Source organism: Ralstonia sp. AU12-08 (assembly GCF_000442475.1).
Lineage (GTDB): Bacteria > Pseudomonadota > Gammaproteobacteria > Burkholderiales > Burkholderiaceae > Ralstonia > Ralstonia insidiosa.
On the sequence record NZ_ASZV01000047.1, the window covers coordinates 235,067 to 249,693 of the forward strand.

16 protein-coding genes are annotated in these 14,627 nt (G+C 63.2%); 9 read left to right on the forward strand and 7 right to left on the reverse strand.

All coding sequences use genetic code 11. The annotated features are described in order from the left end of the window. Positions 1-305: 305 nt before the first annotated feature. Together C404_RS53245 and C404_RS53250 are read left to right on the forward strand one after the other, a co-directional pair. Entirely contained in the window at positions 306-1,730 is a 1,425-nt protein-coding gene (locus C404_RS53245; RefSeq protein WP_021197009.1) for a coniferyl aldehyde dehydrogenase, read from the forward strand. A gap of 58 nt (positions 1,731-1,788) precedes the next feature. Then, a complete protein-coding gene (locus C404_RS53250; RefSeq protein WP_031330027.1) occupies positions 1,789-2,697 on the forward strand; it encodes a LysR substrate-binding domain-containing protein in 909 nt (302 codons plus the stop codon). A 17-nt stretch (positions 2,698-2,714) separates the two neighbouring features. Here C404_RS53250 and C404_RS53255 read toward each other — a convergent pair whose 3' ends face one another. Both C404_RS53255 and C404_RS53260 read right to left on the reverse strand, forming a co-directional pair. Further along, positions 2,715-3,371, reverse strand: coding sequence for a VOC family protein (locus tag C404_RS53255; protein ID WP_021197011.1), 657 nt, complete (start codon positions 3,369-3,371; stop codon positions 2,715-2,717). Between the two features lie 143 nt (positions 3,372-3,514). Continuing rightward, positions 3,515-3,790, reverse strand: a complete 276-nt coding sequence (locus C404_RS53260; protein ID WP_021197012.1) for a hypothetical protein — start codon at positions 3,788-3,790, stop codon at positions 3,515-3,517. A 450-nt stretch (positions 3,791-4,240) separates the two neighbouring features. Here C404_RS53260 and C404_RS0130385 point away from each other — a divergent pair, with 450 nt between their 5' ends. Continuing rightward, positions 4,241-5,764 (forward strand): hypothetical protein, encoded by a 1,524-nt coding sequence (locus C404_RS0130385; protein WP_152524487.1) that lies wholly within the window; start codon positions 4,241-4,243, stop codon positions 5,762-5,764. Between the two features lie 147 nt (positions 5,765-5,911). Here C404_RS0130385 and C404_RS53265 read toward each other — a convergent pair whose 3' ends face one another. The 4 genes from C404_RS53265 to C404_RS53280 all read right to left on the reverse strand — a co-directional run bounded on the left by C404_RS53265 (position 5,912) and on the right by C404_RS53280 (position 8,757). Then, the gene (locus C404_RS53265; protein ID WP_021197014.1) at positions 5,912-6,133 is read right to left on the reverse strand and encodes a hypothetical protein; all 222 of its coding nucleotides are present in this window, start codon (positions 6,131-6,133) and stop codon (positions 5,912-5,914) included. Between the two features lie 128 nt (positions 6,134-6,261). Next, the gene (locus C404_RS53270; RefSeq protein ID WP_031330029.1) at positions 6,262-6,702 is read right to left on the reverse strand and encodes an acyl-CoA thioesterase; all 441 of its coding nucleotides are present in this window, start codon (positions 6,700-6,702) and stop codon (positions 6,262-6,264) included. 61 nt (positions 6,703-6,763) lie between these two features. Beyond that, positions 6,764-7,879, reverse strand: a complete 1,116-nt coding sequence (locus tag C404_RS53275) for a Fic family protein (protein ID WP_021197016.1) — start codon at positions 7,877-7,879, stop codon at positions 6,764-6,766. 89 nt (positions 7,880-7,968) lie between these two features. Then, positions 7,969-8,757, reverse strand: a complete 789-nt coding sequence (locus C404_RS53280; RefSeq protein ID WP_021197017.1) for an IclR family transcriptional regulator — start codon at positions 8,755-8,757, stop codon at positions 7,969-7,971. A 204-nt stretch (positions 8,758-8,961) separates the two neighbouring features. Here C404_RS53280 and C404_RS53285 point away from each other — a divergent pair, with 204 nt between their 5' ends. The 5 genes from C404_RS53285 (at position 8,962) to C404_RS53305 (ending at position 12,998) form a co-directional block, all read left to right on the forward strand. Next, positions 8,962-9,726 carry an ABC transporter substrate-binding protein gene (locus tag C404_RS53285; protein ID WP_021197018.1) on the forward strand — a complete coding sequence of 255 codons (765 nt, stop codon included), beginning with the start codon at positions 8,962-8,964 and terminating at the stop codon, positions 9,724-9,726. Between the two features lie 28 nt (positions 9,727-9,754). Continuing rightward, on the forward strand, positions 9,755-10,426 hold the full coding sequence (gene ehuD / locus C404_RS53290) for an ectoine/hydroxyectoine ABC transporter permease subunit EhuD (RefSeq protein WP_021197019.1): 672 nt from the start codon (positions 9,755-9,757) through the stop codon (positions 10,424-10,426). After that, on the forward strand, positions 10,423-11,196 hold the full coding sequence (locus tag C404_RS53295) for an amino acid ABC transporter ATP-binding protein (RefSeq protein WP_021197020.1): 774 nt from the start codon (positions 10,423-10,425) through the stop codon (positions 11,194-11,196). Before ehuD ends, C404_RS53295 begins: the two co-directional genes overlap by 4 nt. Next, entirely contained in the window at positions 11,193-12,512 is a 1,320-nt protein-coding gene (locus C404_RS53300; protein ID WP_021197021.1) for an NAD(P)/FAD-dependent oxidoreductase, read from the forward strand. The genes C404_RS53295 and C404_RS53300 overlap by 4 nt, the downstream gene beginning before the upstream one ends. 84 nt (positions 12,513-12,596) lie before the next feature. Beyond that, positions 12,597-12,998 (forward strand): hypothetical protein, encoded by a 402-nt coding sequence (locus C404_RS53305; protein ID WP_021197022.1) that lies wholly within the window; start codon positions 12,597-12,599, stop codon positions 12,996-12,998. A 30-nt stretch (positions 12,999-13,028) separates the two neighbouring features. Here C404_RS53305 and C404_RS53310 read toward each other — a convergent pair whose 3' ends face one another. Continuing rightward, positions 13,029-13,658 carry a DUF1963 domain-containing protein gene (locus tag C404_RS53310; RefSeq protein WP_021197023.1) on the reverse strand — a complete coding sequence of 210 codons (630 nt, stop codon included), beginning with the start codon at positions 13,656-13,658 and terminating at the stop codon, positions 13,029-13,031. 210 nt (positions 13,659-13,868) lie between these two features. Between C404_RS53310 and C404_RS53315 the strand changes: the two genes are divergently transcribed. Next, positions 13,869-14,621, forward strand: a complete 753-nt coding sequence (locus C404_RS53315; protein WP_235180673.1) for a COG4705 family protein — start codon at positions 13,869-13,871, stop codon at positions 14,619-14,621. The last annotated feature ends 6 nt before the right edge of the window (positions 14,622-14,627 follow it).

Here is a 14,627-nt window from a genome sequence, read left to right on the forward strand (position 1 = left end):
CACGAACTCACATCCTAGGCGCCACGGGTCGTTTCAAACGGTCGGGCTAACCCGCATTAGAGGCATCGTTCGATGTCACGCAGCAAAATCGGCGGCGGCCGGGAAGACAGGCTTGCCACACTTGGCAATGCGGCATGCTGCGTTGCGAGATCTCACGGCCGGTGTGCGTCTGCCCTGGCGACTGCGAGGGCGCCATGCCGCACACGGCGCGGCCGTATCAGGGCTTCGCAAGGCTGCCTGGGCGACCATACTCCCTTGCAATTGCGCCACCTCGCCAACCACCCACCCTTGCCAGGAGCATCACCATGCAACCTGCCGACCTGCCCGCCCCGCACCTGCTGCGCATGCAGCAAACCTTTGAGGCCATGCGCGCCGCCCACCAGGCCGACATGCTGCCCGCGTGGCCCGTGCGCCGAAACCGGCTGGTGCGCCTCAAGCGCCTCGTCATGGACAACCGTGATGCCATCGTCCAGGCCGTCAGTGCAGACTTCGGCAACCGCTCGCGGCAGGAAACCGAGTTGCTGGAAATCTTCCCGAGCGTGGACGGCATCAAGCACGCGCTCTCACACGGCAAGCGCTGGATGCGCGTGCAGCGGCGCGGCGTAAGCCTGTGGTTCCGCCCCGCCAGCACGCGGCTGATTCCGCAGCCACTGGGCGTGGCGGGCATCGTGGTGCCGTGGAACTACCCGATCTATCTGACCATCGGGCCGCTCGTCTCCGCACTCACCGCGGGCAACCGGGCGATGGTGAAGCTTTCGGAGTACACGCCGCGCTTCTCCGCGCTGTTTGCCGATCTGGTCGAGCGTCACTTTGCCGCCGATGAAGTGCGCGTGATCAATGGCGATACCGCCGTGGCAGAAGCGTTCTCGCGGCTGCCATTCGACCATCTGCTGTTCACGGGCTCGACCACCGTTGGCCACCACGTCATGCGTGCGGCGGCGGACAACCTCACGCCGGTGACGCTGGAACTGGGCGGCAAGTCGCCCACCATCATCGGGCCCGATGCGGACTTTGATCGCGCGGTGGAACGCACGTTGGTCGGCAAGCTGCTCAACGCGGGGCAGACCTGTGTAGCACCCGACTACGTGCTACTGCCCGCCGGCACCGAGCAACGCTTTATCGAATCGGCACGCAAGCTGGTCGGCAAGATGTACCCCAACATGGCGAGCAACCGCGACTACACGACGATCATCAGCCCGCGCCACTTCCAGCGCATGGCCAGCCTGGCCGACGAGGCACGCGAGCAGGGCGCCCAGGTACTGCCGCTCACCAATACCGCCCCCAGCGCAGACACGCGGCAATTCCCGCCCGCGCTCATCACCGGCGGCACTGACGAGATGCGCGTCATGCAGGAAGAGATTTTCGGCCCGCTGCTGCCGCTGGTGCCGTACCGCACGCTGGGTGAGGCGATCGACTACATCAACGCCCGCCCACGTCCGCTGGCGCTGTACCTGTTCGAGCGCAACGGCAGCACGGTCGACCGCGTCATGGCCAGCACCATTGCCGGTGGTGTGTGCATCAACGAGACGCTGCTGCACGTGGCGCAGGACGACCTGCCGTTTGGCGGCGTGGGCGCGAGCGGCATGGGCGCGTACCACGGCATCCACGGGTTCGAGCGGTTCTCGAAGATGAAGCCGGTGTTCAAGCAGGCCAAGCTCAACGGGCTGGGCATGTTCCGCGCGCCGTACGGCAAGACGTTCGACTCGATGATGAAGCTGCTGGTGCGCTGACAAGGCATTAGCAACTTTGAGGTTTTTGGCCTGATGCATTAGCACCTAGAATGCATTGATGGCCAAGAACCTCGACATCACCCTCGTCCGCACCTTCGTTGCCGTGGCGGAAAACGCCAGCATGACGGTGGCGGCCAACGCGCTGCACCTCACGCAGGGCGCCGTCAGCCAGCAGATCAAGCGGCTCGAAGATGCCTTCGAATGCCGCCTGTTCGAGCGCGACGGCCGCCGGCTTGAACTCACCCACGCGGGTGAGCGCTTCCTCGGCCGGGCCAAGCGCCTGCTCGCCCTCAATGATGAAGTCTGGGCCGACATGGCCGCGCGCCCGCTGCAGGGCCCGGTGCGCCTGGGCGTGCCATATGACCTGGTCGGCACCATCTTCCCGCCCATCTTCAAAGCCTTTACCGAGGCGTGGCCGTCGGTGGAGCTGACCATCGTGTGCGGCACCTCACCCGAGTTGGCCGAGGGCATTGCACGCGGCGAACTGGACGTCGCCGTGGTCGAAGCCCCGGTGGACGAAGCCACCGGTGAATGCCTGTGCGTGGAACGGTTGGTGTGGGTGGGCGCACGCGGCGGCAACGTGCATGCACGGCGGCCGCTGCCCCTGTCGATGGTGGATGAGAGCTGCGCCTTCCGCGCCCGCGTGCTCAAGGTGCTGGGCGAGCAAGGCATCGAATGGCGCACGGTGTTCGAGAGCGGCAACATCGAAGCGACCACTGCCACGGTGCGTACCGGCCTGGCCGTCACCGCATGGCTCACGCCGACGGTGCCGGCGGACCTAGACGTCCTCGGGCCTGAAGCCGGTTTGCCGGAACTCCCGATGTTTGCGATCAGTCTGCTATTGCCCGCGCAGGGCGCGAGTGCGGCGGCGCAGGCGCTGGGGCAATGTATTCGTGAAGGGTTCTCTACGCGGCACCGGGTCGGAGAGCGGCGCGTTACGGGTATCGGGTGGGATCGCGCGGCCTGACCGGCCCGCGCGTGCTGTTACACGCCACCGCCTTCGATCTGCACGCGCCCATTCGGCGTGTCGAGCACGAGCGTCAATGCAGGCCGCGCCGCATCGGAAAATGCGACATACCGATTCTCCGGGCAGGCAGCATCCCAGCCCAGTCCATCCAGCTTTGTGCGAATGGCGGCCATCTCCGGATGCGCGAGCTGGAACTGGTTCAGGTGGAGGCCGACATCCTGCATGTTGTCGACGGGGCTTTTACCGCCAGCCCAGTCGATCATGGCCGGCAGGCATCCGCCGGCTTCTGCCTCACCGTCCTTGCGGTGGAAGAAGTGCCATCGCAGATCACCACGGGACACTTCAAGCAACTCGTGTTGCGATGAATCGATCGCGTTGTGCGCCAACCCGGGAAGGCTGGCAACCCAGCCAAACAACCGGGGCGCGTCTTTCAGCTTGCCTTCTTGCATGAGGCGGTCCAGCGCAAACCAGCGGGTCCGGTTTGGCGCAGGCGCCTCCGGGTCAATGGCAATGAACTCGAGGAAGATGCCCGGCGCAATCCGCGTCACCAGGTTGTGCGTTCCCATCAAGGGATGCTTGCCGCCGGCCGGCAGCTTCACGCCGAACATCTGCGAGGCATACGCGTGCGCCTGGTCGAGCGATTGCGCGGCGAAGGCGATGTGATCGATCTTCAAGACAGCTCCCGTTGGACTGCGTCAGAAATCTGCGGGGCTCAGGATGCCACAGGGCACTGCATGGTGTTTCTTGGGACACCGTTGTTGGCTGGTGGCTTGTTGCCGGCATCCCCGCCCGTCTCGGGGATACGTTCATCTGGTTCTTACCGGCTCTCGCCAGCCCGCTCTACGGCGGTGAGCACCTCCCACGTTTCAGGGTTCACCTGACAGCCTTCCAACGTCATCAGCACAAACGCGCCGATGGCATCGAGAAAGCCTGCCCGGTACTCGGGCGGGTGCATGCCCGAAAACGCCATTTCCCAACGCAGCACGTTCGGCTCGTACCGCTGATGCCGGTGCAAGTCGGATTGCGTGCGGCAGAGAAAGTCCCGCGCCGCCAGCGCGCCGGTTAGGTAGATGCGGCGTTTGCTAGGCGTCATGGGTGGCCTCCCCAAACGGGATGCGCTGAACGCCAAGGGGGTGGGGAAGGGTAAGACGCGGGGCAATGCCCGCTGAGTGCGGTAGCCATGTGGCCTCCATCGTGATGTTGAGGCCCCGCCGCTCGCTGCGAAACGAGGGGTGGCGGGCCTGACGACAGGGTTCGCAGACCGGCCATCACGACACCGGCAGACCCGGAGGTCTCCCTGCCCGGCCCGCCAAGGTACAGACGTGCGCAAGCACCCGGACGTAAAAAAACCGCCGCCGGCGGTTCGTCCAGTCGTGATGTTGGATGGGCTGCGAAACCCGGTCACCGCGAAGGCGGTGACGGCAAGATTGTAGTAGGGATAGGCTCCTCTCGGAGCAAATACGAAGAAACGAGAATCATATTCTGCATTGCCCTATCCGATCATGGTTGTGCAAGAATCCATGGAGATCATCCCAAATCAAAAATGCCTCCGTGGGGGAGAGATATTAAACCGGATACTGCTCCATCCGAACAAACCACACACGAAGAAAATCCGACCGCGACACCCTCTAGCGAAAGACGGGAGGCGGTTAATGATGCGTTGGATAGCGTCAGCGGTGACCAGCAAGGGGGAATTGCAGAGGCGAGCGAATCCTCGATGCATCCGCTTGCACGAATTTCGGCACAATTCATTCATCGTGTCGATGAAATGAGGCAAGCAGCGAAAATTTCCGTACCAGCCGTTGCAGAGCACATGAAAGCGGAGCTCGAAAAGGCAGCTAAGGCCCTTGAGAAATATACCATCAAAAAGAACCAAAACAACTTAACACTGAGACTCCCCGAGGATGTTCGTGAGCGCGCCAATGTCAAAGCAGCCCTTGACACTATCGAGCGCATGCGCGATCTACGGATGGTAAAAATCGTCCAAAGAAGTCTTTTTATCGGATTATTCAGCGAATTTGATGCTTTTATCGGCGAACTTCTCAAGACAATCTACGAGAGACAGCCCGACCTACTCAAAAGTATCCGCCGGGAAGTTTCCCTCCCAGAACTACTCCAATTCGAATCACTCGACGCCATAAAGAAGGACATGCTAGAGAAGGAGATTGACTCCTTTCGCCGAGAGAGCTACGTCGAGCAATTTACGCTACTAGAGAACAAATTTTCACTCAAGACACTAAAGAAGTTTGCCGAATGGCCAGAGTTTGTCGAAATTGGCCAACGCAGAAATTTGATGACACACAATGATGGCATCGTCAGCGAACAATACACCGCCATTTGCAAACGAGAAGGCTCCATTTCCGGCAGCGAAGTTAAGGTAGGAGAGACTCTCTCGGTAGATCCAAAATACTACCTAAGAGCGTGTCACGTTCTTTCGCTCGTTGCATTCATGCTGGTGTATACACTCTGGCGCAAGATATTCCCTGGCGAAGCCGAAACAGCGAACCACGAAATATATCAAGCCGTATATGACGCACTAGACCGGAAACACTGGAAACTCGCCACAAGAATGGGAGAATTTTCCCTCAACCCAGAAATAATAAAAGATGCAAGTGATCTTAACGTTAGAATTCGGCACATCAATCTTGCAATTGCATACAAGCAACAAAAGAGGCAGGATGACGTGTTGCGTGTTTTAGAATCTTGCGACTGGTCGGCTTCTCTTCGGGATTTCAAGCTCGCCGTAGCCATCTTAAAAGATGATTTCTCGAAAGCTGCAGATCTGATGATCCAGATCGGACGCACAGGGGAATTGGTTCAACAGAGCTCTTATCACGATTGGCCGCTATTTAACGAATTTCGCCATCGAGAAGAGTTTCTAAAATCCTACAAAGAAATCTACGGCAGTGATTTCAATGGAACGCAAGAAGGCGAGCCAGATGCACTTATAGTGCAAAACCCGCGCATTGAACTACCCGAGCCCACAAACCTGGAACCCGTTTCACCAGCAACCATTGCGTCAGAGGAAACAAGCACGAGGGTCGAAACAACGCGCCCCGAAAGCTGATTCTCCCGCGCAAGGGCGCACCCCTACACACACGGTCATTGGCGAACGCAATCTCCGTTAGTCATCGAAAATGCGGTGACGTAGCTCCAAAACAAAAACCCCGCCAACCGGCGGGGTCCCCAAAATCCTTTCGAGCCTGCAAGCGCATCAAGCCTGCGGCGCAGCCCCATCTTCCGGAGCAGCCTCGGCACCATCGGCCTTGGCTTCGTCTTTCTTTTCCACCATCTCTTCCAGTGCGCCTGCGCCCTTGAAGCCGGCAATGGCGGCGATGCCCTTGGTCAACAGACCAGCATCCGGGTCGACTTTTTCAGCGGCTTCAACGGCGGCGACGGCGCCGGCGATCTTGCCCACTTCATCCAACAGTCCCATGGTCACCTCCGCATGTTTGAACAGGGAGAGCCATCTTCCCACCGGCAAGTGACAGAAGCGCAAACAAAGTTAAAAATTTTCGCGCGCTGTCGTTTGCGTCGACCGGGCGTCACGCAGCGCGCGTTCGCTTACTCGGTTTCCGCGCCGGCAGGGGTCACAACCAGGGTGGCCAGTCGTGCCCGTGCGCTATCGGTAATCGCCGCCGATTGGCGCGTGGCGACGTCGATCTGCACGATCACCGACTGCGAGGTGGCGGCGCAGCGGCCGTTCTGGAAGATGGCCTGCTCAAGCTTGACCGAACTGCGCCCGATGTGCGCGACGCGCGTACCGATCTGCACCGAGCCGGGCCAGAGGATCTCGTTGCGGAAGTCGAGCACAAGCTGGGCGATGACGAACTCGCAGCCGGGTGCGGCCAGCGGGTTGTCGGGGTTGAAGAGCAGTTCAACGCGGCCGGTTTCCAGATACGTGGCGAAGACGGCGTTGTTGATGTGGCCCTGACGGTCGGTGTCGCCATAGCGGAGCTTGTCGGTGGCCTGCAGGGCGAAGTCGTTGAGCAGCGGGAGGGTCATTGTGATGTTCGGAACGGCCAAGGGTGCGTGCATTGTGCCGGGCTTTGATGCGCAGCGTTGGTCAGTCCGCCAGTTCGTATGCCGTGCTCCGGCCACCGGCCGCCGACTTGCGCAACACGCCCAGCATCAGTAGTTCGTTGATGTCTCGCAGCGCCGTATCGGGAGAACATTTGGCGATGGATGCCCATTTGCTGCTCGTGAGCTTGCCCTCGAAACCATCCAGTAAGCGATTCAGTAGCTTCACCTGCCGCGCGTTCATGGGCGTGGCGGCCCAGCGCTGCCAGAAACGCGTCTTGATGAGCACAGCGTCGAGCGTATGCTGCGCACTCTCAACCGCGCGCAGCAGTGCACCGAGAAACCAAGCCAGCCAAGCTGTGACATCAAGCGACCCCTTCTGCGTGCGCTCTAGGATGTCGTAGTAGTCCTTCCGCTCACGCTGGATCTGTGCCGATAGGCTGTAGAACCGCTGCGGGCTGCCATCCGCACGAGCAAGCAGCAGGTCACCGATGGCACGCGCGATCCGGCCGTTGCCGTCGTCAAACGGATGCAGGGTGATGAACCATAAGTGGGCCAGGCCAGCCTTGAGGAGTGGCGGGTTCGATGCGTCGTCATTGACCCAGCGAACAAAGCGCTCACACTCGGCGTCCAGACGATCGGCTGGCGGTGCTTCGAAATGCACGCGTGGGCGATGCATCTGGCCGGAGATCACCTGCATCGGGCCTTTGGCGTCATCGCGCCATCGGGCAACGGCCAAGCGCGACATGCCGCTGTAGCCGGTGGGGAAGAGCGCGGCGTGCCAGCCGAACAGGCGCTCAAGGGTCACCGGATCCTTGCAGCGTTGCGTCGCATCCAACGCCATCTCGACAATGCCTTCGACGTGGCGATCGACCGGGGCGAGCGCGCCGATGTCCACGCCCAGACGGCGGGCGATGGACGAGCGGACGGATTCGGCATTGAGCCGTTCGCCTTCGATCTCGCTGGTCTTCAGAACGTCCTCAGTGAGCGCAGCCAAACTGGCCTCATCGCGCATGGCAAGGCCGACATCGGCCATCCGGCCGAGTAACCGCCCCTGCGCGCGCGACACGTGTTCCAGCGGCTCGGCGAGTTGCGCGAGGTCGTAGTGAAGGGCGGGCCACTCGGGCGCCTGCCAGATGTAGAGCCAATCTCCGCGTTCCATGCGGAGATTATGGGGGTGATTCTCCGCATCGGCAAATTAATCTCCGCATATTCTGCGGAGATTAGCAAACCGATTCACCGCATGCCCGGTTAACCCAGCGCCCGCACCGACGTGCAGATCGCCCGCGCCGATTGCAGCAGCGCCGGCCCCAGCTTGTTCTCCATCTCCTCCGGCGTCCAACGCCCGGTGGGTGCGACGAGGTGGATCGCCCCGAGCGCCCGCCCGTTGCCGCTCACGATGGGTGCGGCGATGGTCATGTCGCCGAGGAACAGTTCTTCGCGGTTGATGGCGTAGCCGCGCTGGCGGGTTTCGCGCAGCGTTCCCATGATGTCGGCCACCTCGGTGCGCGTGTGCATGGTGTGCGCAACGCGGTGCGATTTTTCGACAATGGCCTGTGCCTCGGGCACGGGCAATGCGGCCAGGTAAGCGCGACCCGATGCCGTGCAGTACATCGGGATGCGGCTGCCGATGGGCATGTGCACCGGCACGAAATGCGCGCTCACAAAGCGGGCCACGTACACCATCTCGTCCTGGTCAGGCTCGGTCAGGCACGACGTTTCCGTGGTCACCTTGGTCAGCTCGGAGAGGAACGGGTTAGCCACGTCGATGAGCGTGTCGGCGGCCAGGTAGTTGAAGCCGATCTTCATGACCGCCGGGGTGAGCTGATAGCGGCGTGTTTGCGGGTGCTTGCGCAGGTAGCCGAGCTGCTCCAGCGTGTAGACCATGCGCTGCGCCGAGCTTTTGTTGATGCTCACGGCGACGGCCACTTCGGCAATCGTCATGGTGCGGCGCTGCGCGTTGAAGGCGCCCAGCACGGCCAGCCCTTTCTCCAGCGACTGGTTGAACAGCAGGTTGGGCGCGTCGTCGGTGTCAGTCATGGAAGTGGCGCCTGAGTGGCTTGTGCGTGGTCTTGGAACACCCAAAGAATCGCATATCGATTCACATGCGTCGATTAGTGGTTTTCCATAGTTATATATCGATGCTGTGCGTTCGAATATTGGCACAAGCATTGCATCACGTTGAGCCAGTCCCCGTACATGCGCGTTCGGGGTGCACCTTTTTCCGTTGCCTGGAGGATTGCCATGTCTGTTGTCACCACCTTCCGTCGCGCCGCACTCGTTCTGTGCATGCTCGGCACCGCATCGTTCGCCTGGGCGCAGGGTAGTGCGCACACCTACAACGTGGGTGCCACGGCCACGGGTGTGCCGTTCACCTTCCTGGATGTGAAGACGAATTCCATCCAGGGGATGATGGTCGACACCGTCACGGCCGTGGGCAAGGCCGGCGGCTTTAACGTGAACGTGCAGCAGACGGTGTTCTCGGCGCTCATCCCGTCGCTCACGTCCAACAAGATCGACATCATCTCGGCGGCGATGTTGAAGACGCCGGCACGCGCGCAGGTGGTGGACTTTTCCGACCCGGTGTACTCATACGGCGAGGGTCTGATCGTCAAAGCAGACGACGCCAAGAACTACGCCACGCTCGATGACCTGAAGGGCGAAGTGGTGGGTGCGCAGGTGGGCACGGTGTTCCTCGACATGCTCAACAAGAAGGGCATCTTCAAGGAAGTGCGCAGCTACGACTCGGTGGCCGACATGACGCGTGACCTGGCGCTGGGCCGCATCAAGGCCGGCCTGGGCGATCAGCCCATCATCGCGTACCAGATCCGCCAGAAAACCTTCGAGGGCGTGAAGCTCGCGCCCAACTACAAACCCGCCAACGTGGGCGACGTCTGCCTGGTGGTGCGCAAGGGCGATACCGAAACGCTCAACCGCATCAACAAGGCCATCGCCAAGATCAAGGCCGATGGCACGCTGGACGCCATCGTGAAGAAGTGGGGCATCTAACGCTGACGACACGGACAGGTGATGCGCCATGAGTGTTGCAACGTTCATTGAACACGCGCAGGAGTTCCTGCCGATCCTGCTGCAGGGGGCGGTGGTCACGGTGCAGGTGACTGTGCTGTCGTTCCTGCTCAGCAGTGTGATTGGTCTGGCGCTGGCGCTGATGCGCTTGTCGCCCATCAAGGCCGTGTCGACGGCGGGGGCGACCATCGTCAACGTCATTCGCGGGCTGCCGATCATCGTGCAGCTCTTCTACATCTACTTTGTGCTGCCGGACATCGGCATTCAGCTCAGCGCATTTCAGGCGGGCGTGATCGGGCTGGGCATTGCGTATTCCGCGTATCAGGCCGAGAACTTTCGTGCCGGCATCGAGGCGGTAGACCCCGGCCAGCGTGAAGCCGCCGAGGCCATGGGCATGCGCGGTGCGCTCATCATGCGGCGCGTGATCCTGCCGCAGGCGTTTCGCATTGCACTGCCGCCGTACGGCAACACGCTGGTGATGATGCTCAAGGATTCATCACTGGTCTCCACCATCACGGTGGCGGAAATGACGCGTGCGGGGCAGCTTATTGCCTCGTCCACGTTCCAGAACATGACGGTCTACACGCTGGTGGCGCTGCTGTATCTGGTGATGAGCCTGCCGCTGGTGTACTGCCTGCGCCGGTTGGAACACCGCATGGGCGCAGGGAGGGCCAAGCGATGATCGAGATCCGTGATCTGCAGAAGCACTTTGGGGACCACCACGTACTGCGCGGCGTGAGCCTGCACGTGGACAAGGGCGAAGTCGTCTGCCTGATCGGCCCATCGGGCTCGGGCAAGTCGACGGTCCTGCGTTGCATCAACGGGCTGGAGTCGTACGACGGTGGGGAGATCCGCGCGTTTGGCGAGCGTGTGGACCGCAACAGCAAAGCCATCCACACGCTGCGCAGCCGCATGGGCATGGTGTTCCAGCGCTTCAATCTGTTCCCGCACCGCAGCGTGCTGGAAAACGTGATGGAAGGCCCCGTCTACGTCAAAGGTGAGCGGCCCGACGCGGCGCGTGCCAAGGCGATGACGTTGCTGGAGAAGGTGGGCCTGGCCGCCAAGGCGCAGGCGTTTCCGAACCAGCTCTCCGGCGGCCAGCAGCAACGCGTGGCGATTGCCCGCGCGCTGGCGATGGAACCCGAGGCGATGCTATTTGACGAGCCCACGTCTGCACTCGACCCGGAACTCGTCGGCGATGTGCTGGAGGTGATGCGCGCACTCGCCCGCGAAGGCATGACGATGATCGTCGTCACACACGAGATGGGCTTTGCGCGCGAGGTGGCCGACCGTGTGTGCTTCCTGCACAGCGGCACCATCGTCGAGGAAGGGCCATCTGCACAGGTGCTGGGCGCGCCGCGTCAGCCGCGCACGCAAGACTTTCTGCGCCGCGTACTGCACAAGCCTGCAGACAGTGTGGCCAACTCGCCGGCCGGGGACCTTGTGCCATGACGCTGCCGCAACTCGATATCGCATCCGGTACTGTCGGCGGCGAGCCGCTGCCACCGTCGCTGTGGGCGGCCACTGCACCAGCCGCACCACCCACGCCGCCGTTGCTGGATTCGACCCGCACCGACGTGCTCGTCATCGGCGGTGGATACACGGGGCTCTCGACCGCGCTGCATCTGGCCGAGCGCGGCACGCAGGTCACGGTGCTGGAAGCCAACGACCTGGGCTGGGGTGCCTCCGGTCGCAACGGCGGGCAGGTCAACCCGACGCTCAAGCACGACCCCGATGAACTGGTGAGCCTGTTCGGCGCCGCACGCGCCGAGCCGTTGATCGACGCCGTCTCGCGCTCCGCCGATCTGGTGTTCGATCTGATCGAGCGGCACCAGATCGACTGCCAGCCGGTGCGCGCGGGGTGGCTGCAGCTCTCGTACTCCGACAAGGCCGTGCCGGCGCTGCATGCCCGCGCACGGCAATGGGAGAAGCGCGGCGTATCGGTGGAAGTGCTCGACCGCACCGCCGTCGCGCGCCGTGTCGGCACCGAGGCGTTTGCGGGCGCGTGGCTCGACGGCCGTGCCGGTGCCATCCAGCCGATGGGGTATGCGCGCGGGTTGGTGCGCGCTGCACAGCAAGCGGGCGCCGCCGTGCACGGTCACACTGCCGTCACCGCGCTGGAGCGGCAGGGCACGCAATGGATCGCCACCACCAGCACGGGCGCCCTGGTGCGCGCCCAGCGCGTGGTGATCGCCACCAACGGCTACACCGGCCCGCTGTGGCCCGGGTTGGCGCAGACAGTGCTTTCCGCCAACAGCTTTATCGTCGCAACCAAGCCGCTCAGGGCGGCGGATGCGCAAAGCATCCTGGCGCGTGGCGAAACGGCCTCCACCTCGCAACGGCTGCTGCTGTACTTCCGCAAAGATGCAGCCGGGCGCCTGCTGATGGGTGGACGCGGCTTTTTTGCCGAGCCGCGCCACGCGCAGGACTTTGCACACCTCGAACGCTCGCTGGAGCTGCTGTTTCCGCAGTTGGGGCCCTTGGAGTATGAGTACCGCTGGGCCGGCCGCATCGCCATCACGCGGGATTTCATGCCGCACATCCACGAACCCGCGCCGGGCGTGACGATGGCGCTTGGCTGCAACGGGCGCGGCATTGCGCTGTGCACCAGCCTGGGCCAGCACATCGCTGCGCGGCTGTCGGGCAGTGGGGAGGCGTTTCCGTACCCCGTGTCGCCCATCACGCCGATCCCGCTGCATGGGCTGCAGCGCTTCTACATTGCGGCCGGCGTGGCGTGGTACAGCCTGCTCGACAAGTTGGGCGGGTGATGGGCCGGCTGACGGTTGTCACAACCAGGCGGTGCAGCATGGTCTAGGATGAAGGCACCTTTCGTCACATCCTAAGGACACGCCATGCTGCTTCGCCGCCTTCCTGCCCGCCGTTTTGCCCTCGCCCTGACGGGCGCCGCGCTGCTTGCCGCGGCCACGCCGTCGTTCGCGTACTTCCGCAATGTGCTGGCCAGCACCATCATCGGGTCCATGAGCGAGACGGAGGTGAAGTCGTTCACCAAGGCCATCGGCAGTGTGCTGGTCAACACTGCGGACAACACACCCGCGCAATGGACGTGGCCTGCCAAGGGCAAGCAACCGGCCATCGAGGCCACCATCACGCCGCTGGAGAGCAAGACCGACGCCGGCCAAGCGTGCCGCCGCCTGCAGAGCGAACTGACACGCGGCTCCAGCAAGGAGCAATGGACGGCCTGGCTGTGCAAGCAACCGAGCGGGGAGTGGAAGCTGCGCCGTCTGGTCCAGTAAGCCCCCCCAGCAAGCGCTTGCGCTAACGCGTCAGCACTGCCACAGGAACTTCACCTGCCCCGCGTGGCTGGCGCATTGGAAGAGGTAGGCGCAGCCGCCGCCAAAGTTCATGGCGGTGTGCGCGTCGGGGCCTTCCTCCAACTGCGCGGCCAGGTGCATGGGGGCACCGCAGGCGGGGCAGCCAGGGGTCTCATCCGCCTGTAGCCAGGACGGCGCGCCGTGCAGTTGGCCGATCACCTGGCGGCCGGGCTGGCCGGTGCGCTCGCACCATTGGCGGCGCGCGGCTTCGTAGTCTTCCGCGTCTTGCGTTTCGGTGCGTGCGCCGTTCGTGGTTTCGCGCAGGGTCAGGCCCTCTGCAGGCGGCTCGGCCAGCGTAAGGGCGCCCGCCGGGACAAACACCGCAAGGTTGCCGCCTTCGTTTGGGTCCCACTCGTCACAGCAGCCGGGGTCGTTCTGGCACATGAAGACCAGCAACAAGCCGGCTGGATGCTCGGCCGTGGCCTCCACACCAATCTGCCCCTGAAACTGCATCGGCTGCTCGCACGCGGCGCAACACGGCCACGTGAAGGGGGCATCGGCCGGCACCAGCGGGCGCCCGCCAAAGCGGGTCTGCGCGGCATGTTCGTCGGGGGCGGGGGCATTCAAGAGCAGCGTCACCATGGCAATTCCTCTCGGGTGGGATGAAGGAAGACAGGCCGGCAGAATCGGTTGGCAATTGTGCCGCACACATGTGACGCGGTAACACCATATTGCGCGGCCATTTTCAGGGGGCTATGGGGCATCTAAGTCTGGCCCCGCAGACTGCGGTGGAATCTCCCCATCCCCGTCTCCCATATGGACGCCGCATCACACCCCGGCCGGCGCAACAAGGTGCCCGAAGTCACCGCCCTGTTCTGGATCATCAAGATGATGGCCACCACGGTGGGTGCAGCTGCGGCCGATGCACTCAACCTTGGCTGGCAGTTCGGGTTGGGCGGCACCACGGTCGTCATGGGCGCGCTGTTTGCGGCGGCATTGACGGGGCAACTCCGCACGCACCGCTATCTGCCGTGGCTGTACTGGATCACGGCACTGCTGGCGAGCGTGTTCGGCACGCTCGTCGTGGATCTGCTGATTGCGCGTGCCGGCTTGCCAACGGGGGCATCGACCGTGGTGCTGTCAGTGGCCTTGCTGGCCACGCTGGTGCTCTGGCGCCGCCGCGAAGGCACGCTCGCCCTCGATGCCGTCGACACCCCCGTGCGCGAGCGCCTCTACTGGCTGGCCGTGCTGCTGGCCTTTGCGCTCGGCACCGCATGCGGCGACTGGCTGATCGAAAGCCTGCGCCTGGGCTACGCACAATCGGCACTGGGCTTTGGCGTGCTGGTGGCCGTGGCGGCCATGGCGCGCTTTGGCTTTGGCGCGGGCGCTGCACCCACGTTCTGGTGGGCCTTCGTGCTGACGCGCCCGCTGGGCGCCGCCTGCCGCGACCTGCTCGCCCAGCCGGAAGCCAACGGTGGCCTGGGCCTGAGCACAGGCGCCGTCAACGCGCTGTTCCTGGCGGTGGTCGTGGGGCTCGTGGCCTACCTGTCGGCGCTGGAGCACGCAGCAGACCCCGCACACGATTCTTCGGCTGCCTCCCATTAAGGACAC